The following is a 24071-nucleotide window of genomic DNA, read 5'->3' as shown; positions in this document are numbered from 1 at the left end:
CGGCCAAAGCCTTGCATCGCCGCCGATGCGGGGTATGGTCCCGGCGATTTTCAGACGAAAGGGACCGGCATGGCTGCCTTCAAGACACTGGACGATATTGGCAACATCAGCGGCAAGCGCGTGCTGGTGCGCGTCGACCTCAACGTTCCCGTCGCCGACGGCAAGGTCACCGACGCCACCCGCATCGAGCGCATCGCGCCGACCATCGCCGAATTGTCCGGCAAGGGCGCCAAGGTCATCCTGCTCGCCCATTTCGGCCGACCCAAGGATGGTCCTTCGCCCGAATTCTCGCTGGAGCCTATCGCCAGGGCGACCGCGCAGGTGCTCGGCCGCCCCGTCGGCTTCGCCAGCGATTGCGTCGGCGACACGGCGGGAAGCGCTGTCGCCGCCATGGACAAGGGCGACGTGCTGCTGCTCGAAAACACCCGCTTCTACAAGGCCGAGGAGAAGAACGATCCCGCCTTTACCGAACGGCTCGCCGCCAATGGCGACATCTTCGTCAACGATGCCTTTTCCGCCGCCCACCGCGCTCATGCCTCGACTGAAGGGCTGGCACACCTGTTGCCCTCCTTCGCCGGCCGCACCATGCAGGCCGAGCTTGAGGCGCTGGAGAAAGGACTGGGCAACCCTGTGCGTCCGGTTGTCGCCATCGTCGGCGGCGCCAAGGTCTCGACCAAGATCGACCTGTTGATGAACCTGGTGAAGAAAGTCGACGCGCTGGTCATCGGCGGCGGCATGGCCAACACCTTCCTCGCCGCGCGCGGCACCGATGTCGGCAAGTCGCTGTGCGAGCATGACCTGGCCCCGACCGCCAAGCAGATCATGATCGAGGCCGCCGAAGCCGGCTGCGCCATCATCCTGCCGGTCGACGGCGTCGTCGCCAAGGAATTCAAGGCGGGTGCCGCCTGCGAAACCGTCGCCATCTCCGACGTGCCAGCCGACGGCATGATCCTCGATGTCGGCGCCAAGACCGTCACGACCATCGGCGAATGGATCGACCGCGCGGCGACGCTGGTCTGGAACGGTCCGCTCGGCGCCTTCGAGATCGAGCCGTTCGATCACGCCACGGTGGCGGCGGCCAGGCATGCGGCCGCGCGTACAAAGGCCGGCAAGCTGGTTTCGGTCGCCGGCGGCGGCGATACGGTGGCGGCGCTCAACCATGCCGGTGTCGCCGACGACTTCACCTATGTCTCGACCGCCGGCGGCGCCTTCCTGGAGTGGATGGAAAGCAAGCCGTTGCCCGGCGTCGACGTGCTCAAGCGCTGAGGCGTTCGGCGGCTCGCCAACAATCCGATCAACTCGAGGAGAGCCGGCGGCGGCGCCGGCGACTTTCAATCGATTCGAGCTTTCCGGCGTCATTCCTTTGGCGGTAGTGTTCTGCTAGGCGCAGATCAACCGGTTCAGGAGAAGCATGATGAGCGAACGTCTCGAAGACATTGCCGCCGCGATCGTGGCCAACGGCAAGGGCCTGCTGGCCGCCGATGAAAGCTCCGGCACCATCAAGAAGCGCTTCGACGTTATCGGCGTCGAATCGACCGCCGACAGCCGTCGCGACTATCGCGAGATGATGTTCCGCACCAAGGACGCGATGACCAGGTACATTTCCGGCGTCATCCTCTATGACGAGACCATCCGCCAGAAAGCCGCCGACGGGACGCCGCTGGTCGACATCATCAAGGCATCAGGTGCCATTCCCGGCATCAAGGTCGATGCCGGCGCCAAGCCGCTGGCCGGCTTTCCCGGCGACACCGTCACCGAGGGCCTCGACGGGTTGCGAGAGCGCCTGGCCGACTATTACAAGCTCGGCGCCCGCTTCGCCAAATGGCGCGCGGTGATCGACATCGACACGACCAGGGGCGTGCCCTCGGCCACCTCGATCGGCGCGAACACCCATGCGCTCGCCCGCTATGCCGCCCTTTGCCAGGAAGCCGGCATCGTGCCGATCGTCGAGCCTGAAGTGTTGATGGACGGCACCCACGACATCGGCACATGCTACGAGGTCTCGAAGGCCACGCTGACGAAGCTCTATGACGAGCTCTATGCCGCCCGTGTCGTGCTCGAAGGTACGATTCTGAAGCCCAACATGGTGCTCTCTGGCAAAAAGTCGGGCACGGTGGACAGCCCCGAGGAAGTCGCGGCAAAGACCATAAAACTGTTTCGCGAGACGGTGCCGGCGGCGGTGCCGGGCATCGCCTTCCTTTCCGGCGGCCAGGAGGACGAGGAGGCGACCGCCAACCTCAATGCCATCAACGCCATCGGCCCGCATCCGTGGAAGCTGACCTTCTCCTACGGCCGCGCGCTGCAGGCCGCCCCGCAGAAGGCCTGGAGCGGCAAGGCCTCGAACGTCGCCGCCGGCCAGGCCGCCTTCACCCACCGCGCCCACATGAACCACCTGGCGGCGCTCGGTAAATGGAAGGCGAGCCTGGAACAGGCTGCCTGAAGACCCCCTGCTGTCCCTTCCCTTCAAACCCGGGCCGACATGCCCGGGTTTTTCGTTTTGTCGCACCGGCCTTGGGGCAAGGCATTCGCATTCTTATTTCCTCTGGGCATTCCTGGCAGCGGCGATGTCGGCTTGCGCCCATCCCGTACGTCCTTGGGATGCAGACAGGGAGAAGTTCATGCATCGCAACAAGGTCGTTTCGCGCGAAGAATGGTTCGAGGCCCATAAGGCACATCTGGCCCGCGAGAAGGAACTGACGCGGCTTCGCGAACGCATCGCGGCCGAGCGGCGGAAGCTACCTTGGCTGAAGGTGCGGAAGGATTATGTCTTCGAGACGGAACAGGGACCGAAGAAACTGGCCGATCTCTTCGCCGGCCGCAGCCAGTTGATCGTCTACCACTTCGTGTTCGCGCCAGGCTCAACGCATCACTGCGAGAGCTGTGCCTTCGTCGCCGATCACATCGACGGCGCCAACCAACATCTCAGGCATCACGACGTGTCACTTGTCGTGATCGCGCGCGCGCCGCTCGCCGAGCTGCTGCCTTACAAGCAGCGCATGGGCTGGAAGTTCGACTGGGTGTCCTCTTACGCCTCGGACTTCAACTTCGACATGCAGGTCTCCTTCACCGACAGGCAGATCGCCTCCGGCGAAGCCGTCTACAATTTCGAAACACCCGTGTCGACGTCGAAGGACCTGCCCGGCACCACTGTCTTCTACAGGGAGGAAGCCGGCGACATCTTTCTGACCTTCATGTCGCGCGCCCGTGGCAGCGAGCAATTCATCGGCGCTTATCAATATCTCGACATGGCGCCGAAAGGCCGTGGCGAGACCGGTCCTTATGGGACTTCGATGGACTGGGTGCGGTTGCACGACGACTATGGGAACAGGTCGCGGCAGGACGACGCCTGCCCCTAGCGCAAGCGCGTAGAGGAAAGCGCGTAGCCTTTCCCCTGCGGAATTGCGTGAAAACAAAGAGTTAGAGCAGTTCAGCGATTCTACCAATCGCTGAGCCGCTCCAGGGCATGGGCCGATGAAGCAGGGATCCGTTCACGCCGGCCAAAACATGCGCTAAGGCTGCCACGGATTGTTGCACGGTATTGCCATGGGTTTTCCGACCATCCTCACTTGGCTCGCCTTCCCTGTCTATGTCTGGCAGGGATTGGGCGTGCGCCGCCGCACCTCGCGCATGCTGCCGGCGCAAGGCCCGGTCATGCACGATCTCGCTGGCAACGAGCCGGCGATCTCGCTGCTGGTGCTGGGTGATTCCTCCGCCGCGTCGGTCGGCATCGGCAATTCCGAAAACGGCCTTGCCGCGCAGCTTGCCGTCATGATTGCGCAGCGCACCGGCAGCGCTGTGCGCTGGCGTGCCGCCGGCTTCAATTCGGCGACGTCGGGCCAGATCCGTGACCATGTCCTGCCCAATCTGTCGGCCGATGCCTGGACGCATATCGTGCTTGCCATCGGCACCAACGACACCAAGAATTTTCATTCCGTACCGCGTTTCAAGAGAGAGTTCGGCGGCCTGCTCTATGCATTGCGCGCCAAATGGCCCGAAGCACGCGTGGTATGGTCGCCTGTGCTGGAGTTCACGCGTGCGCCGGCCATGCCGTCGCTGCTCGGCAAGATCCTCGAGATCCGCGCCACCGCGATGAACCGGATGGGCGAACGCCTCTGCCTGGAACGCGGCGCGGTGCCGGCGCCGCGCCTGCCGATCACCAATCCCGAGGCCGGCTTTGCCTCCGACGGGTTTCATGCCTCGGAGGCCGGTTACCGGGCCTGGGCGGAACATCTCGTCGGCCCAGTGCTTGCGGACTGAAGCCGACGGCAGGTGTCGCGAGGGCCTATGTAAAATGCCCGAGCACGGCCGCCAGCGAAATTGCCGCCATAGCGAGCAATGCCAATTTCCAGAAATCGCCGCGACGCCTGAGCCCGGGCCAACCGAGCGGCTTGATGATCTGAATCACCATGAACCCGACAATGACAAGGGCGAGGAGTTTCGTCATGTAGCCTTTGACCAGCAACGCTGACACCTGTCAAAGCGGTTCGTTCCGTCTCCGGAAAAGAAAAGGCGCCGCGATCCCGAACCGGAACGCGGCGCCCGCCTTGACCGCGCAGCGATCTATTTCAGCGGCTTGAGGCTGGCCTCGATCGAGGCGCGTTTTGCCTCAAGGAACGGCGGCAGGGCAAGGCTTTCGCCGAGCGTCTCGAGCGGCTCATCGGCGGTGAACCCCGGTCCGTCGGTGGCGATCTCGAACAGGATGCCGTTCGGCTCGCGGAAATAGAGCGAGCGGAAGTAGTAGCGCTCAACCTCGCCGCTCGACGGCAGCCGGAATTCGGCCAGGCGCGCCGTCCATTGATGCAACGTCTCCTGGTCCGGCGCCCTGAAGGCGACGTGGTGAACCGCACCGGCGCCTTGCCTTGCGGGCGCCAGCCCAGGCTGCACGGCCACATGAAGCTCCGCCGCCGGCCCGCCTGCGCCCATCTCGAAGACGTGGACCTGGCCCTCGCCGTCCGGCGAGGCATAGTCACGCGCCTTGCGCATGTTCATCACCTCGGTCAGCGCCGCCTCGGTGTTGGTGATGTCGGGGACACTGATCACGATCGGCCCGAGCCCACGGATCTGATGCTCGGCCGGCACCGGGCTTTGCACCCAGGGATGGCTGCCGCCCTCGCCGCCATCGCTGACGAGCCGCAGGCGCTGGCCTTCGGGGTCCTCGAAATCCAGGCTGGGGTAACCGCCGATATCGGCAATCTCTCCTGTCGCGATGCCTTCGCTGGCAAGGTTCTGCTTCCACCAGGCAAGGCTCTCCCGGCTGCCGACCCTGAGACTGGTCCGCGCGATGCTGTGCGTGCCACGCCGTTCGCGGCCGACCGGCCAGTCGAAGAAGGTAAGGTCGGTACCCGGCGTTGCCTCGCCGTCGGCATAAAAGAGATGGTAGGCCGAGGTATCGTCCTGGTTCACCGTTTTCTTGACCAGCCGCAGCCCCAGCACCTTCGTGTAGAAATGAAGATTGCCGGGCGCATTGGCGGTGATGGCGGTCAGATGGTGAATTCCTGTCAGTTGCAAGCTCATGGTCGTCTCCCTGTTTTTGGGGGAAGAATTTTCTCCTTTCATATCAGAACTCCGGTCACCTCGCTGAAGGCCGCCTATCCCGACAGTTCGTCACCAGGCGATGAACAATACGGCCCCGATTAGCCTGATCCTGGTGAACGATGCGCAGCCGCATGACCTGTCACGGCAAGAACGGAACTGTCGTCGCACGACCTGCCATCCTCCTGACAGACTGCTGTCAGCAGGGGTGTGCGATACTGTCTCCAGCTAGAGAGAGGAGATTGGTCATGAACGGTTTTACCATTCTGCGCGGCATGCGGCATTATGTCGGCAAGATCCGCACGATGCGCAACGAGATCCGGACCCAGCGGTTCATGAATGCGCTGCCCGCCGACATTCGCAAGGATATCGGCTGGCCTGACATGTATGCCGAGCGTCGCCATCACGGCAATTGAGACGAAATTTTCAACGCAGCAGTTGGACGCTGACGCGTCAGCACCCAGATATTAGGTCCGGCGCGCGAGGGATGGAGCGAGCTTATGCCCGATCGGAAGACAATCGGCTTTCTGTTCATCGAGGGTTTTGCCGACTGGGAATATGGGCTGCTGGCGGCGTCGGCGGTCGAATGGTTCGTCGCTCGCGCCGTCTCGGTTACGCCCGAAGGCAAGCCGGTGACCGGAATCAGCGGTTTTCGGCTGACACCAGACCGGTCGGCCAGCGTCGATGAGAATACCGATCTCGATGCCGTGGCCGTCATCGGTTCCGACCAGTGGGCGGGCAAGGCGCCGCCGGATATATCCGAACTGCTGGCGGCCGTCGCCAGGCGCGGCGGTGTCGTTGGCGGGATTTGCGCCGGGACGCTTGCGCTGGCTCGAGCCGGCATGTTCGAGAATGCCAGGCATACCAGCAATGGCCGTGACTGGATCAAGCACCACGAGACCGGCTATGCCGGCGAGGGCAATTATCAGGACGTGCCTTATGCCGTAGCCGACGGCAGGATCGTGTCCGCGCCGGGTTCGGCGCACGGCACTTTCGCCCTTGCCTTTCTGCAGACGCTTTACCCGGAAAAAGGCGGCGATCTCGCACAGATGCGGACGCTCTTCGCCAAGGAGTATGCTGAAGCCTCCTGACAGTATGCTGTCAGGAGGCGCGTGCGATGGTGGGATGATGCGCATGGCCGGCCGAGAGGACGATCAATGAAGAACTGGAACGACAGGCTGGATACGCCTGGCATCAGCGGCGTGAAGCCCACGGTGGGCGACGTCGTCGAAGGCCAGCCGATTCTGGTGCCGACCGCGCGCCAGGTCAATGATTTCATCCGCTCTATCCCTGAAGGCTTCGAGATGGACGTTCGTGCGCTGCGCACGGCGCTTGCCATCGAGCACGGCGCCGAAGTGACATGCCCGGTCACCATAGGCTATCATCTGCGCACGGTCGCCGAGGCTGCCAAGGAGGATTTCGAGCGCGGCATGACGCTCCGCGACATCGCTCCCTTCTGGCGCGTGCTCGATGCGAAGACGCCGACAACGAGGAAACTGTCCTTCGGCGCGGAATTTGTTGCCACGCAGCGCAAGTGCGAAGGGCTGAAACCGTAATGCATGTCACGTGGAAGTGGATTCGGTCCGGGAGCCACGGCATGCATGGGAAGAACACTGGGGAAGCAAACGATGCGCCGCGCCGACAGGCTCTTTCAGATCGTGCAGCATCTGCGTGGTGGCCGTCTGGTCACCGCCCAGAAGCTAGGCACATGGCTCGAGGTTTCCGAGCGAACCATCTATCGCGACATAGCCGACCTGCAGTCGACGGGCGTGCCGATCGATGGCGAAGCTGGCGTTGGCTACATGATGAGGGAGGGTTTCGACCTTCCGCCGCTGATGTTCACGCGTGACGAGATCGTGGCGCTGGTTGCCGGCGCCCGGATGGTGCGCGCCTTTGGCGGCGCTGCCATGGCGCGGGCGGCCGACGAGGCGCTGGTCAAGATCGGTGCCGTGCTGCCCGATGCCGAAAAGGACCGCATCGCCCGCACCGAGATCCACACGCCGATGTGGGTGGTCAGCGACGCCGCCCGCGAGGCGATCGACCTGATCGAACGCGCGGTCGAAAAGCGCCAGGTGCTGACCATCGACTACTCCGACGAAGCCGGCCGCGGCACCGCGCGCGATATCAGGCCGCTCGGCCTGTGGTTCTGGGGCAAGGTGTGGACGCTGGTCGCCTGGTGCGAGATGCGCGATGATTTCCGCGCCTTCCGCATCGATCGCATCGCCTCGGTGGTCATCGCAGGGCGCATCTTCAAGCCGGAACGCGGCAAGCAGCTTGCCGATTTCTACCGGGCGGTGGAGCGCAGCGAGGATTACGGCATGGCGCCAGACCGCGCGGCGCGAAGCTGACGGTTTCTTCCTTCTCCCCTTTGTGGGAGAAGGTGGATCGGCGCGCAGCGCCGAGACGGTTGAGGGGTGTTCCAGCGGAGTGAGGCGTCGGCGTTCCCTGGAACACCCCTCATCCGACCAAGCTTCGCTCGGCCACCTTCTCCCACAAGGGGAGAAGGAAGAGCCGACGCCTATTCCTCGTCGTCCGTGTCGGTATCCTTCGACTTCAGCGCCGACAGCTTGGCGAACACGGCGTTGGCATCGAGCTCCGCATCCTCGTCCTTCGGCTTCTCCGGCGCCGGCACCAGCCGCTCGGTCAAGGCCGCCGGCAGCAGCGTGTCACCGACCGGTTGCGCCTGCTCGCGGCCACGCGAGGCGCGGTTGACTTCCATGTCGAGGTCGATCTGCGAGGCGAGACCCAGCGTCACCGGGTCCATCGGCTGAAGGTTGGCCGAATTCCAGTGCTTGCGTTCGCGGATTTGCTCGATCGTCGATTTGGTGGTGCCGACGAGGCGCGAAATCTGTGCGTCCTTGAGTTCGGGATGGTTGCGCACCAGCCACAGGATGGCGTTCGGCCGGTCCTGGCGCTTCGACAGCGGCGTGTAGCGCGGCCCCTTGCGCTTGGATTCCGGCACCCGCACCTTGGGGTCGGAAAGCTTCAGGCGCTGGTTCGGGTCTTTCTCGGCGCGCGCGATCTCGTCGCGGGTCAGCTGTCCGGTCATGATCGGGTCCATGCCCTTGATGCCTTGCGCCGATTCGCCGTCGGCGATCGCCTTGACCTCGAGCGGATGCAGCCCGCAGAACTGCGCGATCTGCTCGAAGGAAAGCGCGGTATTGTCGACCAGCCAGACGGCGGTCGCCTTGGGCATCAGCAGCGTATTGGCCATGTGCAAAATCCTTCTCGTTCGCCCGCGTTCCCGCGCGGGCGGTGGTTTAGAGCCACCAAAAATGGGAAATTCGCGGTGTGTATAACCGTTCCCTGCCCGTTTCGCAACGTTTTTGGAGAAGCTCGCCGGAAACCGCGAACTGGCAGGCGGGATTTGCCTCCGCCGCTATTCTGCTCCCAAAAGACAAAACCCGCCGGACAGGGTCCAGCGGGTTCGGAACCGGCGACGACAAGCGTCTACATCGGCTCTGCATTGCGACCCCTGCCTTGCGGCGGGGCCGCGCTTGCAATCAGATCGCCTGGCGGGCGATCCTCTCAATGTCGGCGCGGTTGATGCCGAGGTCGCTCAGCTGACGTGCGTTGAGGCGGTTCAGTTCGCGAACGGTCTCGTTGTACATGCGCCAGTTACGGAAAGCGCGGATCGGGTTCATGGTAGTCCTCCTGAATTGGGTTCGTTTCGATGATGCTCAAATAGTGATCATCGAGCAGGACTTGAACGGCCGATTTTGCATAGCAATGATGCAAATGCTGCATTGCACCATTAAGCTTCTGTTCATCTTGTAAGCAAGGGCGCGCACCGGGGACGTGTCGCGATTGAGGTGATGCCGGTTTAACCGACGTCGAGCACGATCTTGCCGATATGATCGCCCTCCTCCATCCGCTCGTGCGCGCGCCAGGCGTCGGTGAGCGGATAGATCATGTCCATGACGGGCGCCACCTTGCGCGTGCCCAGCAGAGGCCAGATCTGCGCCTCCAGCGCCGCCGCGATCGCAGCCTTGAATTCGACGCTGCGCGGCCTCAGCGTCGAACCCGTATGGGTCAGCCGCTTGACCATGACCTTGGAAAAGTCGGCGCTCGCCACCGCGCCGGCCTGGACGGCGATCTGCACGATGCGGCCCTCGACAGCGGCGGCCTCGTAGTTTCGCTGGATATAATCGCCACCGACCATGTCGAGAATGACGTTGGCGCCCCGGCCTTCGGTCGCCTCTTTGACCGCGGCGACGAAATCCTGCTCGCGGTAATTGATCGCGCGGTCGGCACCGAGCTTCAGGCAGGCGTCGCATTTCTCCTGGGATCCGGCGGTGGTGATGACATAGGCGCCGAAGGCCGAGGCGAGCTGGATCGCCGTGGTGCCGATGCCGGACGAGCCGCCATGGACGAGCAGTGTCTCACCCTTCTTCAGCCCGCCGCGCTCGAACACATTGTGCCAGACGGTGAAGTAGTTCTCCGGCACCGCCGCCGCTTCCGTGTGGGTGAAACCCGCCGGCAGCGGCAGAACGCTGCCGGCATGAACCCTAGCATATTCGGCATAGCCGCCGCCGGGCGTGAGCGCGCAGACCCGGTCGCCGATGCGCCAGCGCGATATCTCGTCGCCAAGAGCGGCCACTTCTCCCGACACCTCGAGGCCCGGCAGGTCCGATGCGCCGGGCGGTGGCGGATAGGCGCCCTTGCGCTGCTGGACATCGGGCCGGTTGACGCCGGCGGCATGGACCTTGATCAGGATTTCTCCGGGGCCGGGCAGCGGCACGTCGCGCGTTTCTGGCTTCAACACCCGGGGGCCGCCCGGCTCCGAGATCGCGATCGCCGTCATCCGTGCCGGAATTTTCTGTCCGCTCGCCATGAAGTTTCCCGTCTTTCCTCGCCGCACTCTTACCGGCTGTTTGCATCGACACCCCTGCCCTATGTATGCTCATTGCCAAATCAGGCAAATGGCCAATCTGGTCTGGCGGAGGAGGAGCAACGATGGCGATCTTCGACGACGAACCCAAAAAGAAGGCGCGCCCGCACGAGATCGGGCAGGACCTGTCGCTGCTTTCCGTCGGTGAACTGTCCGAGCGCATCGGCATCCTGCGCGACGAGATCGCCCGGCTGGAGGCCGAACTGAAGACCAAGGACAACACCAAGTCGGCCGCCGAGGCGCTGTTTCGCCGCGGATAATTCGCTGAGGTGACCGCCCGCCGCCGAAAAGCCCGAATGCGACTGTCTTCAAACCTGCGTCCCTCCCAGTCCAGCCGGATCAAAAAATGCTCGCAGCCTACAGACCGATCCTTTCCCTGCTTCGCGGCACCGCCTTCCTTCTGGCGGCATCGGGACTGCATGGGCTGCTGTTGCCTCTGCGCGGCCAGGTGGAAGGATTCTCGACCGCGTCGCTTGGCCTGATGGGCACGGCCTGGGCCGGCGGCTTCGTCACCGGCTGTTTCTTTGCGCCGCGCATCGTGCGCCGCGCCGGACATGTGCGCGCCTTCGGCGCCTTTGCCGCGTCCGGCGCCATCGTGGCGCTGCTGACGGGCCTTGTCATCAACGAGTATGTCTGGATCCTGCTGCGGGCCTTCACCGGTTTTACCATGGCCGGCGCCTTCATGGTCATTGAGAGCTGGCTGAACGAGAAGGCCACCAACGAGAACCGCGGCACCGTCTTCGGCCTCTACATGATGGTCACCTATGCCTCGATCATGGGCGGACAGATGATCGTCGCCGGCGGCGACGTGAAATCGGCGTCGCTGTTCATGATCACGGGCATCCTGTTCTGTCTGTCGCTCATTCCGACCGCGGTCTCGACGGCCTCGCATCCGAAGCCGCTGCAGGACGTCAAGCTCGACATCAAGGGGCTCTACGCCAACTCTCCCGTGTCGGCGATTGCCTGCCTCTTGATCGGCATCGCCAATGGCGCCTGGGGCACGCTTGGCGCGGTTTACGGAGCCCGCATCGGCATCCCTACTGCCGAGATCGCCTTGATGATGAGCCTTGTGGTCGTCGCCGGTGCCGCCATGCAGCTTCCGGCCGGGCGTCTCTCCGACAAGACCGACCGGCGTTTCGTGCTGGCCGGTGCCGCGTTCGGCGCGGCGCTGTTTGCGCTTCTCATCTTCCTGTTCGAGCCGCGCTCCGCAGTCTTCGTCCTCATCTTCACCGCCGCCTATGGCGCTTTCGCCTACACGCTCTATTCGATTGCCGTGGCGCATGCCAACGACCACGCGCGCTCCGAGGATTTCGTCAAGGTATCGGGCGGCCTGCTGCTGCTTTACGGCTTTGGCACCATGATCGGGCCTTTGCTGGCGGCGGCCCTGATGAGCTGGATGCGCCCGGAGGGCCTGTTCCTGGCGACCGCCTTGGCGCATCTGTCCCTGGCAGGCTATACGCTGCTGCGCATCAGCCGCCGCGCTCCGGTGCCGATCGAGGATCGCGATGCCTTCAAGACGCAGCCGGCCGACCGTTCGGTGACCCCCGAAGCATTGCGGCTCGATCCGAGAAGAAAAGCAGAAGCAAACAGTTGAGATTTGAAAAACTTTGCCTCACAAATGAGGCATGATGTTTTCCGACGCCTTCATGGCGATCGCCGACCCCAATCGGCGCCATCTTCTGGAAGAACTTCGACGCGGTCCGAAGACCGTCAACGAATTGGCGGCCGGGCTGCCGGTCTCCCGTCCGGCCGTGTCACAGCATCTGAAAGTGTTGCTCGATGCCGGACTGGTCAACGCCAAGGCTGAAGGCACGAGGCGTGTCTATACAGTGAGCAATGCCGGCTTCCTGAGACTCAACATCTGGCTCGATCAATTCTGGGAAGCCTGATTATTTCTAATGCATGTCGCGCAAAGTGATCTCGGTTTTGCGCGACATGCATCGGGCAAAGACCTAAGGCGGGTCGCAAGTATCCTTTTCGACGCGACGCGCTTTAGCCGCGGTACCCGCCCTGTCTAGCTCTCGGCCAGGAAGTCACCGAGCCGATCCAGCCGGCGTTCCCATGAGAGGCGCCGCTCGTTGATCCAGTGCTCGGCCGCTCGCAGTGCCTTCGGCTCGATCTGGCAAGTGCGCACCCCCCCGACCTTCTGCGTACGCACGAGGCCGCTCGCCTCCAGGAGATTGAGGTGCTGGACGACCGCCGACAGCGACATGGCCAGCGGCTCGGCCAACTGGCTCACCGAGGCGGGGCCGCGTGACAGCCGGTCGACCATCTGCCGCCGCGCCGGATCGGCGAGCACCTGAAACATCAGGTCGAGCTGGGCGGGATCATGCAGCATCGCGATCAGCCGTTGTTGTAGGGGAAGAGCTTGAAATAGGGCTGCGCCTCCTCGATCACCCTGATGAAGGCGGCGCGCTGCAGCAGGCGGTCGTGATAGCGCTTCACGGCAGGATATTTGTCGCCGAACGGCTCGACCTTGTTGGCGTAGAAGAGCGCCGGAGACGCCGCGCAATCGGCCATGGTGAAGGCATCGCCCACAGCCCATTCTCTCGACCGCATCTCTTTTTCGATGATGGCGTAGGAATTGCGCAACTGGCCGCGCGCCTGCTCGACACCGAATGGATCGGTCTTGTCCAGCGGCCGCAACCTGTCGCCGACGATCTTCTGCATCGGCTCCTGCACGTAGAAATCATAGAAGCGGTCGGCCTGGCGGACCGCCAGCGCCAGGTCGATGTCGGCGGGCACGAGGTCGACCGGTCCCGGATAGTGCGCGGCCAGATATTCCACGACAATGGTTGATTCCAGCACCGTACGGTCACGCGCGTCGTCGCGCAGCGCCGGCATCTTGCCGGTCGGCGAAACCTTCAGGAAGGCCGCGCGCGATTGCTCGTCGCCGAGATCGACAATGACCGGCGAAAAAGGCGTGGCGTTCTCGTAGAGGGCGATCAGCGGCTTCCAGCAGAAGGAGGCCAGCGGATGGAAATGCAGCGTCAGGGACATTCTTGTACTCGTCTGTTTCTGCGGCAATACTGAATCATCCGCTTAACTATTTCGGTGAGCCTGCTCATCAAGGCTGACCCGCGAAGTCTCAGCTGGATCGGACGTGCGCGACGATGGCGGCTTCCATGTCAGGCCAGTCATCCGGATGCAGTTCGTGACCGCCGCCTTCGACGCGAAGGAGTTTCGCGCCGGCAACAGCTTGGGCCAGGGCCTCGCCATGCTCGACCGGAAAGATCGGATCCGACGTGCCGTGGATGACCAGCAATGGCGCTTTCATCTCGTGCAGGCGACCCTTCCACTGATCCGTGCCCTTGAGCATGAAATGATTGGTGGCGCTCAGGAAGCCGCCGGACCTGATATAATCCCGTTCGATGAACGCTCTCATCCCCTCCTCATCGAACGGATGGGCAGTGCTGGCGATTGCCCGCGCATCCCTGACCATGAAATCGATGACCTGGCGGCGGTCCGCCCAATCGACTTTGGCCCCATCGGCCGAATGCTCCAAATAGGCGTCGGTCGTCTGCGGCAAATGCGAAGTGTCGGTCCCCACGGGCGAACTGCTGATCACCGTCAGCGATGCGACACGGGAGGGGTGCTTGAGCGCGACGAGTTGCGCGATCATGCCACCCATCGACATGCCGACGACATGCGCCTTGCCGATGCCGTGGCTGTCGAGAACGGCAATTGCGTCCTCGGCCATGTCGTCGAAAGTATAGGGCGGCTGTCCCACCGGATATTTGGTCGACCGGCCGGTGTCGCGATTGTCGTAGCGGATCACGTATAGGCCGGCATCCGCCAGCTTCCGGCAAAACACCTCCGGCCACCAAAGCATCGAGGCCATAGCGCCCATGATAAGCAGCAGTGCCGGATCCGCCGGATCGCCGAAGGTCTCGGATATGATCTCCGGACGGTCTTTGGTTGTCATCTCATGGCCTCCTCCTCTGCTTGCATTTTGCAATCGGTTGCACGATAATGAAACCGATGCGATAATGCAACCGGTTTTGTGAGAAAATGGAATGACCCTCGATCGCCGGTCCGGCTGCCCGATCAACCTCTCGCTGGAGGTGTTCGGCGACCGCTGGAGCCTGATCATCCTGCGCGACATGATTTTTGGCGGCAGGCGCCATTTTCGTGAACTGCTCAACGGGTCGATGGAAGGCATTGCCTCCAACATCCTCGCCGACCGGTTGAAGCGGCTGATGGAGCTCGGCATGCTGACCAAGGCGGACGATCCTTCGCACAAGCAGAAGGCGATCTACAGCCTGACCGAGATGGCTATCACGCTGGTGCCCATCCTGGCCCATCTCGGCGCCTGGGGCCGCGTCTGGCTGCCGACCAGCGAGGAACTTTCGATCCGCGCCGAACTCCTGGAAAAGGGCGGACCGCCAATGTGGGAGAAATTCATGGCCGAGTTGCGCCATGAGCACCTCGGCACACCCCTCGATACAGCGCCCGGCCCCTCTGTCCGCGCGACGCTGCGGGCCGCCTATGAAGCGGTCGTTGCCGAAAAGGCGCTCAACGCCAGCCCGGCCGGCTGATCAACTATTTTCCCCGTTGAAAGGCCGGCTCTGCTACAAGGGACGGAAATCACACGTGACGGGATTGGATAGACTCTTGGTTGAGAACTCTAGGGATACTGCCCGCGCGCGTGCCGATCTACGCTTCAAGAAGCAGGAAGAGGCAGCGACGGTCCGTCAGAAGGCCATGGCCGAATACGTCGCCGAGAGCGACGCCCGTAAGGCCAAGACCGACAAGCTGCGAGCGCTGCGGCTCGCCAAGGAAGCCGAAGATCTAGCCAACACGCCTGCCGTCCCCGCCAAGAAGCCGGCCCGCGCCAAGAAAAAGTAACGCCCCGCCTTTCCGCCAATTCCTCGCCTTGAATCGAGCAGTCGTGACGCCGTCGGACAGGCGCGCCTTGATCCCGCGGCTTCACAGGAAGCAATTTCAACCGAAACCGGGATTGCCTCGTCCGGCTGGTCGCCGATGATTGGGCTGTTCAACAGGAGATCGCCATGACCGCACTATCGCTCGAAAAGGCCGTCGAGATCATCAACGCCGCTTTCGCCAGGGGCGCCGATCTCAAGCTCAAGCCGCTCGGCGTCTCGGTGCTCGACGCCGGCGGGCACCTGGTCGCCTTCCAGCGCCAGGACGGCGCTTCGTTCCTGCGCCCGCAAATGTCGGCAGGCAAGGCCTATGGCGCGCTGGCCATCGGCATGGGCTCGCGCAAGGTCGAGGCCTTCGCCAAGGAACGTCCGCATCTGGTTGCCGGCATTTCCGACGTGTCGGGGGGACGCGTGCTGCCGGTCGTCGGCGGCGTGCTGATCCGCGACAAAGGCGGCATCATCATCGGCGCCGTCGGTATTTCCGGCGACACGTCAGACAATGACGAGGCAGCCGCGATTGCCGGCATTGAAGCCGCCGGCTTCACCGCTGACCCGGGCTGAGCCTCAATTCAAATTGATGTCGCGGCTGGCCGACCGCATCGACACCGCGAACCCGGCCAGCACGTCGAACAGCGCGATGATCATCAGCGTGAAGAAGATGGAGTGGGCGGCACCCTTCACCAGCAGGAACTCGACCAGGAAAGCGACGAAGACAAGCGTCGACAGAAGATGGTCCATGATCGAGGCCGTGGTCGTGCGCGCCGACTTCACCATTTCGAGGAACAGGAAGATCAGCCCGATCAGCACGATCAGGTCGCCGAGCGTCATCGAGAACACCCCGCCCGACATCATGCGGAACGAGAATATCTCGCTCGCCCACGGATCGTCGCCGCCGCCGAATATACCGAGCAGGCCGAGATTGTAGAGCACGAAAGGCACGATCAAAAGCGGGACGGCACCGAACATCTGGCGTCTCCATATGGGGGCACCTTCTGTAGAATGCTCCACAGGCACGGCGTCAAGATTTTTCGTGCACGGCCGCAAACACGGTCGAAGACCGGACGCAACAACCATGTCAGCCGTTTGCCCGGCCGACTTGAAAACGAGAGACGAAAACTCGGCGCTTGAAGTAGCCGGCGCGCACGCCGCACCAAACGCAAAAAGACCAGCCAGAGGCCGGTCTTTTGCAACTCTAACCTTCGAAAAAAAGCTGGGCTCAGCTTTCCTTGGGCGTCAGCACCTGGCGACCACGGTACATGCCGGTCTTCAGGTCGATGTGGTGCGGGCGGCGCATTTCGCCGGAATTCTTGTCCTCGACATAGGTCGGGGCCTTGAGGGCGTCGGCCGAGCGGCGCATGCCGCGCTTGGACGGAGAGGTTTTGCGTTTCGGAACGGCCATGGATATGCTCCACTACATGGTCAAAAGCCCGCCCGCCCTCGTGAAAGGGCCATGTCGGGGCCTAAATCTGAGAAAGTCGGGTGCCTATACACGCCTGACACCGTTTTGGCCAGCACTGCGGTGAATCTTTTTTGTACCGGCTAGTCCAGACAGCCGACATAAGCGCCCGAGCGCCCGGCGCGCCGCTCGATCAGGTTGGCAAGCCGTCTGAGGCCCGGTCCGGGTTTTGCCGGATTGCGGGCGATCGGGTTTGGCAGAGTGACGGCGAGAAGGGCCGCCTGCCGGCGCGACAACTGCTTTGCGGAAATGCCGAAATGGTGCTGCGCCGCCGCCTCGATGCCGTAGATGCCCGGCCCCCATTCGGCGATGTTGAGATAGATCTCCATGATGCGCCGTTTCGACATCACCGCGTCGAAATAGACGGCCAGCGGCAGTTCGACGATCTTGCGCACGCTGCCCAGCGGCCGTGACCAGAGGAAGAGGTTCTTCACCGTCTGCATGGTGATGGTCGAGGCGCCGCGTGTCGCCTCGCCGGCCAGCGCATCGTCGACGACGCCCCTGAGCTCGCCGAGATCGACGCCGCGGTGGAAACAGAACTGCCCATCCTCCGACATGATGACCGAATGGGCGAGCACGGGTGCCACGTCATCAATGGAAACCCAGCGCCGGTCGTAGCCGGAGAAGGTTGCAAGGTCCTTCAGCATCAGCGTCGATACCGGATGCACGAAGAACGGCAGGTAGAGAAAGGTCAGCACCACCGGGATAAGCGCCAGCACGGCGGCCACGACGATGCCGCGCCGGACCCAGCGCCTGAGACTGCGACGGTTCAAGCCTCGCGATCTCGTCGCCATGTCCAGCTTTTCGGTCTCATGATCGACGATCGGTTCCGCCAAGCCGCCCAACCCGCACCTCTCCTTGCTCCGGCATAATGGCGCTTGCCTTCTTGCGCAACGTCTGAGTGTCGGCTACCGGTCCCGGCCATGACGAATGAGGACGAAATGGCGTTCGAAATGGCGCTCATCAGGCGCGCGGCCGCCGCCGAGGTGATGCTGCGCCGGTTGCTCGACGACCGCCCGCTATCGGGCGAGATCGCGCGGCCCGATCGCCTGATGGCGGCGATGCGGCATGGCGTGCTGAACGGCGGCAAGCGCCTTCGCCCCTTCCTAGTCATGGAAAGCGCGGCACTGTTTTCCGCCGACGGTGAAGCGGCACTGCGCGTCGCGGCGGCACTCGAATGCGTGCATTGCTATTCGCTGATCCATGATGACCTGCCGGCAATGGACGATGATGACCTGCGCCGCGGCCAGCCGACCGTGCACAAAGCCTTTGACGAGGCCACCGCCATCCTGGCCGGCGACGCACTGCTGACGCTCGCCTTCGATATTCTCGCCGGCGAAGCGACCGCGCTGCCGGCCGAGCGGCGGTGCGCGCTGGTGCTGGCGCTGGCCCGCGCCGCCGGGGCCGGTGGCATGGTCGGCGGCCAGAAGCTTGATCTCGAAGCCGAGCTGGTGCGACCGGACGAGGCCGGCATCATCCGGCTGCAGGCGATGAAGACCGGCGCGTTGATCCGCTTCGCCTGCGAGGCGGGTGCAATCCTGGCCGGCGCACAGTCCGATGACCGGGAAAGGCTGGCCGAGTTCGGGTCGGCGATCGGCCTTGCCTTCCAACTCGCCGACGACCTGCTGGACCTGACGGCCGACGCCAGGCAGATGGGCAAGGCGACCGGCAAGGATGCCGCCGCGGGCAAGGGGACGCTGGTTGCCTTGCACGGCGCGGATTGGGCACGCAGGCAGCTCGACGGTCTTGTCGGCCAGGCGCACGCGCTGCTCGAACCCTATGGCGAAAAGGCGGCCCTGCTGAAGGCCGCCGCGACCTTCGTGGCAACCCGCAACAGCTGACGGAAGGCCCATATCGGGTTGCGCTTTGCACCTGTGGTTGTGCCAACGAAATCTTAATGTAAATGAAGCGTAATCCCAATTCTTAGAATGCGTATGTGTTGGGGTTGCGCATGCCGGAATATTCTTCTTTCATCCGGTCCGTCCGGATACGTTATCTTTCAGGATTGTTGATTTTCGCGCTGGCTTCGGCCGCCATCATGGGTGCGCTCAACCGCGTCAATTCCTTGCGCCATGAAATCGATGCGCTGAGCAGCAATCTCGTCGTTTTCACCCGCGACCTGCGCAATGCCACCAGCTTCGCCGAGACAACCAGTTCCGCCTGGCGGATCGAGACGCGCGATGCGCTGACGGCTTCGGCGCGCGGCCATTCCGAGCGTCTGACCGGCGAGATCGAGGCACTGACCGCCCAGTTCGCGGCGATACGTCAGCGCCTGTCGGCCAAGACCGTCAACGAACTGGCAGCCGCTTCCGTCAACGGCGATCTGTTCTGGTCGCCGCGTGACATGGTTCGCAACTTCAATCTGATGTCGGTGGCGCAAAAGACCGATGAATGGAGCCCTCGCGAAATCCGCAACCAGAACGACCTGTTCGTTCAGCCCATGCTGGTGCGTGTCCGCACCGCGATGGACGAGGAACGCCATCTGGCGGACGCCTCCAGCGACCGGCTGCTTTTGTGGGCGAGCGGCCTGTTGTTCGCCGTCCTGGCCATCGTCGCCTTCTGGATCTTCCGGCCGATGGAACAGGCGATCCGCCGCGCTTTTGCCCAGTCGGCCGAATCCTTGTTCAAGGCCGAGGCGGCCGACCGCGCCAAGTCGGAATTCCTGGCCAATATGAGCCACGAGATCCGCACGCCGATGAACGGCGTGCTCGGCATGGCCGAATTGCTGGCCAAGACCGAGTTGAACCCGCGCCAGAAGACCTTCACCGACGTCATCGTCAAATCAGGCAACGCGCTTCTCACCATCATCAACGACATTCTCGATTTCTCGAAGATCAATGCCGGGCAGCTGACGCTCGATCCTGCCCCCTTCCGCCTCTCGGAAGCGGTGGAGGATGTGGCGACGCTTGTGTCGGCGCGCGTCGCCGAGAAGAACCTGGAACTTATCGTGCGCGTCGACCCCAGGCTGCCGGCCCATGTCGTCGGCGACGCCGGCCGCTTTCGGCAGATCGTCACCAACCTGGTCGGCAATGCGGTCAAATTCACCGAGAAGGGCCATGTGCTGATCGATGTCGGCGGTGAAACCGTCAACGACGTCGTCCAGCTCAAGCTGCGCGTCGAGGACACCGGCATCGGCATCCCGGCCGAGAAATTGCAGAACGTGTTCGAGAAGTTCGCCCAGGTCGATGGCTCCTCGACCCGTCGTCACGAAGGCACCGGCCTTGGGCTCGCCATCGCCGCCCGTCTCGTCGACCTGATGGCCGGCAAGATCGGCGTCGAGAGTGAGATCGGCCGCGGCTCCGTCTTCTGGTTCGCCGTGCCGCTGCCGGTCCACCGTGCCGAGGCGCGCGATGCTATCGTGCCGGTCGACGTCACCGGCGCGCGCGTTCTGGTCATCGACGACAATCCGGTCAACCGCGAGATCCTGCTCGAACAGCTCAGAAGCTGGAGCTTCGACTGCGCCGCCGCCGAAAGCGGCGCGGTAGGCCTCGCCTTCCTCGATCGCGCCTGCCAACTCGGCGCCAGCGTCGACTGTATCATCCTCGATTATCAGATGCCCGGCATGAACGGCGCCGATGTCGCCCGGGCCATCGCCGCCGACAGCCGGCTGTCCGCCATCCCGGTCGTTATCCTGACCTCGGTCGACCAGGTCGATTTCGGCAAGATGATCATCGACTTCGGCATATCGGCGCATCTGACCAAGCCGGCGCGGTCGGCGGTCCTGCTCGGCACGGTCATCTCGGTCATTCAGAAGGCGCGTTCGCAGGCCGGCAAGGCGCAGTTCATTCGCGAGCCGGTCCAACCGATGCCCCAGGCGGCTCCGCCGGCCTTCACGGTTATCCGTGGCCCGGCCGTACCGGTCGCGGCAGTGCCAGAATCGAATGCGGCGCCGAACAGCCCGATCGACATCCTCATCGCCGAGGACAATGACGTGAACCAGATGGTGTTCGGCCAAATCCTCAATGGGCTCGGCTTGAGCTACCGCATCGCCGGCAATGGCCGCACCGCGGTCGAGATGTACCGGTCGCTGCACCCGAGGCTGGTTCTGATGGACGTCTCGATGCCGGAAATGAACGGCTACGAGGCGACACGCGCCATTCGGGCGATCGAAGCTTCGTCGGGCGGTCACATCCCGATCGTCGGCGTCACCGCGCATGCGCTGAAGGGCGACCGCGACAAGTGCATCGAGGCCGGCATGGACGACTATCTGCCCAAGCCCATTTCGCCCGATCGCCTCGGCGCCAAGATCGGCACCTGGCTCAGCGAGACGGTGGTGGCCAAGACAGCCTGACCATCCATCAACGCCTCAGACGGCTGCGTCCAGATGAAAGCGGCGCATCCAGTCCAGGCTTGTCTCGTCGGCGAGCTTGGCGGCGCCGGGCCTGACATGCCGGGCATCCGGTGCCCGGACGCCCAGGGCTTCGCAGATGCGCAGCAATGCCACGGCCGGCTCGGCGGCAAGGTGCTCATAGCAGATCCGCAATGGCGCTATGCCCTGTTGCGCGAACCAGATGTTCCAGGCGCCATCATAGGCTTCCAACTCTTCGACCTCACCCTTGATGCGCTCGAAATCATAGTGAGGTTCCCTGGCAGGCCCTACCCTTTCGATTTCGGTTCCGTCGGGGGCGATATGCCAAAGACCAGTTTGCCGGGCTTTGACCAGAGAGACGGCCTGCGCGAGCTTGTTTTCGCGCGACAGGTGTATGTAGAGGACATGGCCAAAAGCCCTCTCGAAACGCGCTTTGTCCGACGCCAGCTCCGGAAAAATCCCGTCGAGTATCGCTGAAAGCTCGCCCAGGTTCTCCTGCATCAGGCGCAAGCCGAAGATTTCAGTATCGCCCTTGCCGGCACCAATCGTCGCATTGAGATAGGCAACCTGGAATTCAAGCTCGCCCATCGTGTCGCGAGCGGGCAGTCCCCAATCCTCGGCCCACTCCGACACATCCTGCCGCCGGTAGAAGGAGTGGGGATCGCCGGTCGTTCCGGTGGCCGCCAGCAGCTTGCACAGCAGGGTGCTGCCGGTTCTGGGCGTGCCGCAGATGATGTATCCGTCGAACATGGGCGCTCGCGATGACAGGGCTGCTGCCCAAGGAGAGATGATAGCCGCTATAGCTGAAATTGTTGCTGGATGCGACGGGCGCCGTCTTCAGGCCTTTACCGGTTGCGCACCACCACACAGGCGCCACCGACGCTTTGCAGTTTCTGGCAGATGACATTGGCCGCAGTTCGGTCGTCGATCCCGATCCTGACGGCGTAGATGCCGCGCCGGCCGATCGGCGTGCGCACCCGGCTCACCACCGGATCATGCCCGGCAAGCAGGGCCGGAAAACGGCCCCGCACCCTGAGCCATTGGCTGATCGCGGCGCTGCGGCGGAAATTGCCCGCCACCTGGACGCCCCATGGCTTGATGTTGATCGAGGCCATCGCCACCGTTCTCGACATGATCACCGGCAGCTTGCGGCAGGCGACCGCGAAATCCAGCTTGCCATCGAGTGGCTCGACTTTTCCGGCATAGGCCCGGTCCGTGAACTTGTCGACCGGCTCGCCCATCACGTCGAAGACATAGCTTTCCGTCTCCATCGGCAGGAAGCCGCCGGAATTCAGCCAGCGCGACACCCGGCTCTCGCCTGCATTGTAGGCGGCGGCAGCCAGGCCAAGATTGCCATAGCTGGTCTTCATTTCGGCGAGATATCTAGCCGACGCCGGGATCGCCTGGTTGATATCGAAGGAATTTTCCAGCCCCCGCATCTTGGCGGTGCCCGGCATGAACTGGGCGATGCCCTCGGCGCCGACCGGACTGACGGCATTGGGATCGAACCGGCTTTCCTTCCAGATCAGGCGGGCGAAGAAGTCCCGGGGCAGATCGTTCTGGTCGGCATGCGCCTGGATCAGGTTGCAGACCCTATCGATCAGCCGCTGCTTGGCCGATTGCGGCGGGTCGGCCTGGGCAAGCGTCGACCAGGCCATGCCGCACAGGAAAATCAGCGTCGCCCAGGGGAAACGCCGCATCTGGCCTACTCTGCCGCGGCCTTGCCGCCCTGACCGAACCTCTGTTCGATATAGTCGGCGACCATTTTCTCGAAATCCGCCGCGATCGACGGCCCGCGCAGCGTCGCCGCCTTCTTGCCGTCGACGAAGACGGGCGCGGTCGGCGTCTCGCCGGTGCCGGGCAGCGAAATGCCGATATCGGCATGCTTGGACTCACCCGGGCCGTTGACGATGCATCCCATCACGGCGACCTTGAGGTTCTCGACGCCCGGGTATTTCTCACGCCACACCGGCATGTTCTTGCGCAGGTCCGCCTGGATGTTCTGCGCCAGTTCCTGGAACACGGTGGAGGTGGTGCGGCCGCAGCCGGGGCAGGCCGCGACGATCGGCACGAACTGCCGGAAGCCCATGGTCTGCAGCAATTCCTGCGACACCTGCACCTCACGGGTGCGGTCGCCGTTCGGCTCCGGCGTCAGCGAGATGCGGATGGTGTCGCCGATGCCTTGCTGCAGGAGGATGCCCATGGCGGCGGAAGAAGCAACGATGCCTTTGGAGCCCATGCCGGCTTCGGTGAGGCCGAGATGCAGCGCGTGATTGGAGCGGGTGGCGAGTTCGGTGTAGACGGCGATCAGGTCCTGCACGCCACTGACCTTGGCCGACAGGATGATTTTTTCGCGGCTAAGGCCAATCTCTTCGGCCATCTCGGCCGACAGGATCGCCGACTGCACGATCGCCTCGCGTGTGACTTCCTGCGCGGTCAGTGGGGACCCCTTGTCCTGGTTGTCATCCATCAGCCGGGTCAACAGTTCCTGGTCGAGCGAGCCCCAGTTGACGCCGATGCGTACCGGCTTGTCGTGCTTGATCGCCATTTCGACGATATCGGTGAACTGCCGGTCCTTCTTATCCTTGAAGCCGACATTGCCGGGATTGATGCGGTACTTGGCCAGCGCCTCGGCGCACGCCGGATGGTCGGCCAGGAGCTTGTGGCCGATATAGTGGAAGTCGCCGACCAGCGGCACATCGATGCCGAGCCGCAACAGTCGCTCGTGGATACGCGGCACGGCGGCCGCACTCTCGTCGCGATCGACGGTGATGCGCACGATCTCGGAGCCGGCGCGGTGCAGCGCCGCGACTTGCGCGACCGTCTGGTCGATATCGGCCGTGTCGGTGTTGGTCATCGACTGTACGACGACCGGTGCGCCGCCGCCGACGACCACACCGCCGACATCGACGCCGACCGAGGTGCGGCGAGGGAAGGGAAAGGAAAAATATCCGGTCATGCCGGCAGCCTTTTGTCTCTGGAGCGCCATGCGTCTCTCTG

29 protein-coding genes and 1 pseudogene are annotated in these 24071 nt (G+C 63.5%); 16 read left to right on the top strand and 14 right to left on the bottom strand.

The features are described from left to right. Positions 1 to 69 precede the first annotated feature (69 nt). The 4 genes from M653_RS0102610 to M653_RS0102595 all read left to right on the top strand — a co-directional run bounded on the left by M653_RS0102610 (position 70) and on the right by M653_RS0102595 (position 4257). Positions 70 to 1266 (top strand): phosphoglycerate kinase, encoded by a 1197-nt coding sequence (locus M653_RS0102610; protein WP_027141885.1) that lies wholly within the window; start codon positions 70 to 72, stop codon positions 1264 to 1266. 148 nt (positions 1267 to 1414) lie between these two features. Then, complete coding sequence (locus M653_RS0102605; protein ID WP_027141884.1) at positions 1415 to 2440, top strand: class I fructose-bisphosphate aldolase; 1026 nt, start codon at positions 1415 to 1417, stop codon at positions 2438 to 2440. Positions 2441 to 2618: 178 nt separating this feature from the next. Further along, the gene (locus M653_RS0102600) at positions 2619 to 3356 is read left to right on the top strand and encodes a thioredoxin family protein (RefSeq protein ID WP_027141883.1); all 738 of its coding nucleotides are present in this window, start codon (positions 2619 to 2621) and stop codon (positions 3354 to 3356) included. Positions 3357 to 3543: 187 nt separating this feature from the next. Further along, positions 3544 to 4257, top strand: a complete 714-nt coding sequence (locus M653_RS0102595) for an SGNH/GDSL hydrolase family protein (protein WP_027141882.1) — start codon at positions 3544 to 3546, stop codon at positions 4255 to 4257. Positions 4258 to 4282: 25 nt separating this feature from the next. Here M653_RS0102595 and M653_RS01000000131985 read toward each other — a convergent pair whose 3' ends face one another. Further along, a complete protein-coding gene (locus M653_RS01000000131985; RefSeq protein WP_032934938.1) occupies positions 4283 to 4462 on the bottom strand; it encodes a hypothetical protein in 180 nt (59 codons plus the stop codon). Positions 4463 to 4560: 98 nt separating this feature from the next. Next, positions 4561 to 5514: a ring-cleaving dioxygenase gene (locus M653_RS0102585; RefSeq protein ID WP_027141881.1), complete on the bottom strand. Its 954-nt coding sequence runs from the start codon at positions 5512 to 5514 to the stop codon at positions 4561 to 4563. A gap of 266 nt (positions 5515 to 5780) precedes the next feature. On the opposite strand from M653_RS0102585, the gene M653_RS1000000135240 reads away from it, so the two are divergent. The 4 genes from M653_RS1000000135240 to M653_RS0102565 all read left to right on the top strand — a co-directional run bounded on the left by M653_RS1000000135240 (position 5781) and on the right by M653_RS0102565 (position 7880). Further along, positions 5781 to 5948 (top strand): hypothetical protein, encoded by a 168-nt coding sequence (locus M653_RS1000000135240; RefSeq protein WP_084636364.1) that lies wholly within the window; start codon positions 5781 to 5783, stop codon positions 5946 to 5948. An 84-nt stretch (positions 5949 to 6032) separates the two neighbouring features. After that, a complete protein-coding gene (locus M653_RS0102575) occupies positions 6033 to 6623 on the top strand; it encodes a DJ-1/PfpI family protein (protein WP_027141880.1) in 591 nt (196 codons plus the stop codon). 66 nt (positions 6624 to 6689) lie between these two features. Further along, positions 6690 to 7088 carry a hypothetical protein gene (locus tag M653_RS0102570; protein WP_027141879.1) on the top strand — a complete coding sequence of 133 codons (399 nt, stop codon included), beginning with the start codon at positions 6690 to 6692 and terminating at the stop codon, positions 7086 to 7088. A 72-nt stretch (positions 7089 to 7160) separates the two neighbouring features. Further along, positions 7161 to 7880, top strand: a complete 720-nt coding sequence (locus M653_RS0102565) for a YafY family protein (RefSeq protein ID WP_013529238.1) — start codon at positions 7161 to 7163, stop codon at positions 7878 to 7880. 170 nt (positions 7881 to 8050) lie between these two features. Here M653_RS0102565 and M653_RS0102560 read toward each other — a convergent pair whose 3' ends face one another. The 3 genes from M653_RS0102560 to M653_RS0102545 form a co-directional block, all read right to left on the bottom strand. Then, complete coding sequence (locus M653_RS0102560; protein ID WP_015315358.1) at positions 8051 to 8746, bottom strand: DUF1013 domain-containing protein; 696 nt, start codon at positions 8744 to 8746, stop codon at positions 8051 to 8053. Positions 8747 to 9035: 289 nt separating this feature from the next. Then, positions 9036 to 9176 (bottom strand): DUF1127 domain-containing protein, encoded by a 141-nt coding sequence (locus M653_RS1000000135235; protein ID WP_064987068.1) that lies wholly within the window; start codon positions 9174 to 9176, stop codon positions 9036 to 9038. Between the two features lie 179 nt (positions 9177 to 9355). After that, positions 9356 to 10366, bottom strand: coding sequence for an NAD(P)H-quinone oxidoreductase (locus M653_RS0102545; RefSeq protein ID WP_027141878.1), 1011 nt, complete (start codon positions 10364 to 10366; stop codon positions 9356 to 9358). Between the two features lie 122 nt (positions 10367 to 10488). Between M653_RS0102545 and M653_RS0102540 the strand changes: the two genes are divergently transcribed. The 3 genes and pseudogenes from M653_RS0102540 (at position 10489) to M653_RS0102530 (ending at position 12312) form a co-directional block, all read left to right on the top strand. After that, a complete protein-coding gene (locus M653_RS0102540) occupies positions 10489 to 10683 on the top strand; it encodes a DUF1192 domain-containing protein (protein WP_027141877.1) in 195 nt (64 codons plus the stop codon). A gap of 74 nt (positions 10684 to 10757) precedes the next feature. Next, positions 10758 to 12017: pseudogene (locus M653_RS0102535) on the top strand (MFS transporter); the annotation flags it as partial. Positions 12018 to 12048: 31 nt separating this feature from the next. Next, positions 12049 to 12312, top strand: coding sequence for a metalloregulator ArsR/SmtB family transcription factor (locus M653_RS0102530; protein ID WP_010911936.1), 264 nt, complete (start codon positions 12049 to 12051; stop codon positions 12310 to 12312). Positions 12313 to 12437: 125 nt separating this feature from the next. On the opposite strand, the gene M653_RS0102525 is transcribed toward M653_RS0102530, so the two are convergent. The 3 genes from M653_RS0102525 to M653_RS0102515 form a co-directional block, all read right to left on the bottom strand. Next, positions 12438 to 12761 (bottom strand): metalloregulator ArsR/SmtB family transcription factor, encoded by a 324-nt coding sequence (locus M653_RS0102525; RefSeq protein WP_027141875.1) that lies wholly within the window; start codon positions 12759 to 12761, stop codon positions 12438 to 12440. A 5-nt stretch (positions 12762 to 12766) separates the two neighbouring features. Beyond that, the gene (locus M653_RS0102520) at positions 12767 to 13423 is read right to left on the bottom strand and encodes a glutathione S-transferase family protein (protein ID WP_027141874.1); all 657 of its coding nucleotides are present in this window, start codon (positions 13421 to 13423) and stop codon (positions 12767 to 12769) included. A gap of 88 nt (positions 13424 to 13511) precedes the next feature. Then, positions 13512 to 14348: an alpha/beta hydrolase gene (locus tag M653_RS0102515; protein ID WP_027141873.1), complete on the bottom strand. Its 837-nt coding sequence runs from the start codon at positions 14346 to 14348 to the stop codon at positions 13512 to 13514. A 91-nt stretch (positions 14349 to 14439) separates the two neighbouring features. Here M653_RS0102515 and M653_RS0102510 point away from each other — a divergent pair, with 91 nt between their 5' ends. From M653_RS0102510 to M653_RS0102500, 3 genes are all read left to right on the top strand, one after another. Next, positions 14440 to 14961, top strand: a complete 522-nt coding sequence (locus M653_RS0102510) for a helix-turn-helix domain-containing protein (protein ID WP_027141872.1) — start codon at positions 14440 to 14442, stop codon at positions 14959 to 14961. Positions 14962 to 15037: 76 nt separating this feature from the next. Beyond that, the gene (locus M653_RS0102505) at positions 15038 to 15271 is read left to right on the top strand and encodes a hypothetical protein (protein WP_027141871.1); all 234 of its coding nucleotides are present in this window, start codon (positions 15038 to 15040) and stop codon (positions 15269 to 15271) included. Between the two features lie 164 nt (positions 15272 to 15435). Continuing rightward, on the top strand, positions 15436 to 15867 hold the full coding sequence (locus M653_RS0102500) for a heme-binding protein (RefSeq protein WP_027141870.1): 432 nt from the start codon (positions 15436 to 15438) through the stop codon (positions 15865 to 15867). A gap of 3 nt (positions 15868 to 15870) precedes the next feature. Here the strand turns inward: M653_RS0102500 and M653_RS0102495 are convergent, their stop codons facing one another. The 3 genes from M653_RS0102495 to M653_RS0102485 form a co-directional block, all read right to left on the bottom strand. Then, positions 15871 to 16272, bottom strand: coding sequence for a hypothetical protein (locus M653_RS0102495; protein WP_027141869.1), 402 nt, complete (start codon positions 16270 to 16272; stop codon positions 15871 to 15873). Positions 16273 to 16522: 250 nt separating this feature from the next. After that, positions 16523 to 16705 (bottom strand): 50S ribosomal protein L32, encoded by a 183-nt coding sequence (gene rpmF / locus M653_RS0102490; protein WP_008834724.1) that lies wholly within the window; start codon positions 16703 to 16705, stop codon positions 16523 to 16525. Positions 16706 to 16845: 140 nt separating this feature from the next. Next, positions 16846 to 17607, bottom strand: a complete 762-nt coding sequence (locus M653_RS0102485) for a transglycosylase domain-containing protein (RefSeq protein WP_027141868.1) — start codon at positions 17605 to 17607, stop codon at positions 16846 to 16848. A 96-nt stretch (positions 17608 to 17703) separates the two neighbouring features. On the opposite strand from M653_RS0102485, the gene M653_RS0102480 reads away from it, so the two are divergent. Together M653_RS0102480 and M653_RS0102475 are read left to right on the top strand one after the other, a co-directional pair. Further along, positions 17704 to 18603 carry a polyprenyl synthetase family protein gene (locus M653_RS0102480; RefSeq protein ID WP_027141867.1) on the top strand — a complete coding sequence of 300 codons (900 nt, stop codon included), beginning with the start codon at positions 17704 to 17706 and terminating at the stop codon, positions 18601 to 18603. A gap of 110 nt (positions 18604 to 18713) precedes the next feature. Continuing rightward, complete coding sequence (locus M653_RS0102475; protein ID WP_027141866.1) at positions 18714 to 21053, top strand: response regulator; 2340 nt, start codon at positions 18714 to 18716, stop codon at positions 21051 to 21053. A gap of 15 nt (positions 21054 to 21068) precedes the next feature. Here M653_RS0102475 and M653_RS0102470 read toward each other — a convergent pair whose 3' ends face one another. The 3 genes from M653_RS0102470 to ispG all read right to left on the bottom strand — a co-directional run bounded on the left by M653_RS0102470 (position 21069) and on the right by ispG (position 24030). Further along, on the bottom strand, positions 21069 to 21821 hold the full coding sequence (locus M653_RS0102470; RefSeq protein WP_032934935.1) for a Stf0 family sulfotransferase: 753 nt from the start codon (positions 21819 to 21821) through the stop codon (positions 21069 to 21071). A 95-nt stretch (positions 21822 to 21916) separates the two neighbouring features. Beyond that, positions 21917 to 22771, bottom strand: a complete 855-nt coding sequence (locus M653_RS0102465; RefSeq protein WP_027141864.1) for a lytic transglycosylase domain-containing protein — start codon at positions 22769 to 22771, stop codon at positions 21917 to 21919. Between the two features lie 5 nt (positions 22772 to 22776). Next, a complete protein-coding gene (ispG, locus tag M653_RS0102460) occupies positions 22777 to 24030 on the bottom strand; it encodes a flavodoxin-dependent (E)-4-hydroxy-3-methylbut-2-enyl-diphosphate synthase (RefSeq protein ID WP_027141863.1) in 1254 nt (417 codons plus the stop codon). Positions 24031 to 24071 lie beyond the last annotated feature (41 nt).

Origin of the sequence: Mesorhizobium sp. WSM3626, from assembly GCF_000513935.1 — a bacterium.
GTDB lineage: Bacteria > Pseudomonadota > Alphaproteobacteria > Rhizobiales > Rhizobiaceae > Mesorhizobium > Mesorhizobium salmacidum.
The sequence above is the reverse complement of the archived record's forward strand: the minus strand, read 5'-3'. Positions and strand labels throughout refer to the sequence as shown.